Below are 1,893 nucleotides of genomic sequence, written 5' to 3'. Positions count from 1 at the left end.
AAGGTGAAGAGGATGAAGGTGAAGAGGATGAAGGTGAAGAGGATGAAGGTGAAGAAGGTCTGGCCGCAGGCTGCCGAGCCACGGAGCTCGCTGCGGCCGCTCTCAGTTTCCCTGCCAGGAACATGGCGCCTTGCAGGATCGCGCGTTAGCGCCCCACCTCCAGTGAGCGAAACACAAACCAGCTGACTGCTGAGCTAGCTGCACCGGCGTAGGGTTGTTGGCTGCCGGCTGCTGTTGGCGCTGAGGTTTCTGCTGCTGTGGCTGGCGCTGCTGCTGTTGCTGAGGTTGACCTTTCCTCTTCTGGCCGCCGATGGCCGCCACCGTCTCCTCCTCAGTCGAAATGGCCGCCAGGCCCGGCCTGCTGGACAAGCTGGTCTGGAACAGGTTGGCCCTCTCTGCGATGGCGCGAAGAGGCCCCTTCTCTTCAAGCACAAAATTCCTGATCTCCGCTGGAAGGCGACGGAGAAAAGCGTGACGGAAAAACGCCGTCTCCTCTTCTCCGGCTGGACAGAGGCTTTGCATTTCCGCCAGCATGTCTGTGGGTCGCCTGGCTCCGAGCGGCTCCGCTGTCATCAGCGTCTCCAGCCGCTGGAATTCGCTGACTGTGTGGCCGCGCAGCAAGAATTCCTTCAGCTGTGTGTAGGAGCCGTCGTTCGGAACGCTGAGGAGAATCGGTGCGGCCTCACGAAAGATGGACGAACCAGGTAAGAAACTGGATGCGATGACAGTGAACTGGTCTACCGGGACGGTGACTTGGCGGAGCCGAAACTGAAGCTCCGCATAGCCGAACCATGGGGCCGGATCGTCCGCATCGAACGGTGGCAACTTCATGCGGCTCGCTGCGGTGGCACTGATTTGTGTTCTGAGAGCCTCACCGTTGTCACCGGCTTGTGGTTGCTGCTGAGGTGGAACCTGTGGCTGCTCCATGTCCTCCAGCTGCATGTCGTTGTCCGCCATCACTAGATTGAGGCGGCGGGGTCACCACTTTAGACTACAACGCGGTATAGAGTTTAGATATATATTCTCGCGAAAGCAGCTAAGAAAAGACTGATACAATTAGCATATTTTCACGGCGGATTTTCTCCGTCCTCCTCTCGCGGATTTTCCTCTCGAGGCCGTGTCGCTACAGGGGCCCCCCCCAGCTGCGAGGCCGGAGGCTGAGGAGCTGAAGCAGAAGAAGGAGGGCGGCCTCGAGATGGGACAGCAGCAGGTGTCACAGGCAGAAGACCCAGATGAGGTTTGAGACGGTCGACACTCACTGTATCAGGGCGGCCTCCGAGGTCGATGGTGAAGTATTTTGCTGACCGGGAGAGAACACGGTAAGGACCAGTAAAGGCGGAGGCCAGTGTGGGGCTGATGGGCCCGCGGCGAATGTAGACGTAGTCCGCCGAGGCAAGAAGGCTGGACGAAGTGGCGGCCTCCGCATAGGAGCGAGGCCGGGTGGGCAAGGTGAGGTTGGAGGACCGAAGCTGTTGAAGGAGTGACTCTGGAACGGCCTCTGGCGCTTGCAGCAGCTCGCCAGGGAGGCAGAGCGGGGAGCCATACACCAACTCTGCAGAGGAGACTCCGGCGTCCTCTTTGGGTGTGGCACGGAGGCTGAGGAGGACCCAGGGCAGGTGCTCCGGCCAATCGGAAGAGGCTGACCGGGATCTGAGAGCCTCTTTTAGTTGACGATGAAACCTTTCCACCATACCGTTGCTTTGGGGGTGGTATGCTGTCGTCATGATGTGGCTTATCTGCAAGGTCCTGACCAGCACGGCCCATATGGCAGAGGAAAATTGAGCTCCGCGGTCCGATGTAATCGTTTCCGGGACGCCAAAACGGGCAATCCAGCCGGCCACCAGGGCATCTGCACATGACCTCGCTGATGTAGAGGACACCGGTACGACCTCC

1 protein-coding gene is annotated in these 1,893 nt (G+C 59.6%); it reads right to left on the bottom strand.

What is annotated here, in order from left to right:
- Positions 1-102: 102 nt before the first annotated feature.
- Positions 103-957: a hypothetical protein gene (locus ABWP84_RS18140; RefSeq protein ID WP_353213429.1), complete on the bottom strand. Its 855-nt coding sequence runs from the start codon at positions 955-957 to the stop codon at positions 103-105.
- Positions 958-1,893 lie beyond the last annotated feature (936 nt).

The organism is Rhodovarius sp. (assembly GCF_040399605.1).
GTDB lineage: Bacteria > Pseudomonadota > Alphaproteobacteria > Acetobacterales > Acetobacteraceae > Rhodovarius > Rhodovarius crocodyli_A.
The sequence above is the reverse complement of the archived record's forward strand: the minus strand, read 5'-3'. Positions and strand labels throughout refer to the sequence as shown.

Bases quoted from the DNA above. Each gene is read 5' to 3' on its own strand.
- ABWP84_RS18140 (WP_353213429.1), bottom strand. From the start codon at position 957: ATGGCGGACAACGACATGCAGCTGGAGGACATGGAGCAGCCACAGGTT.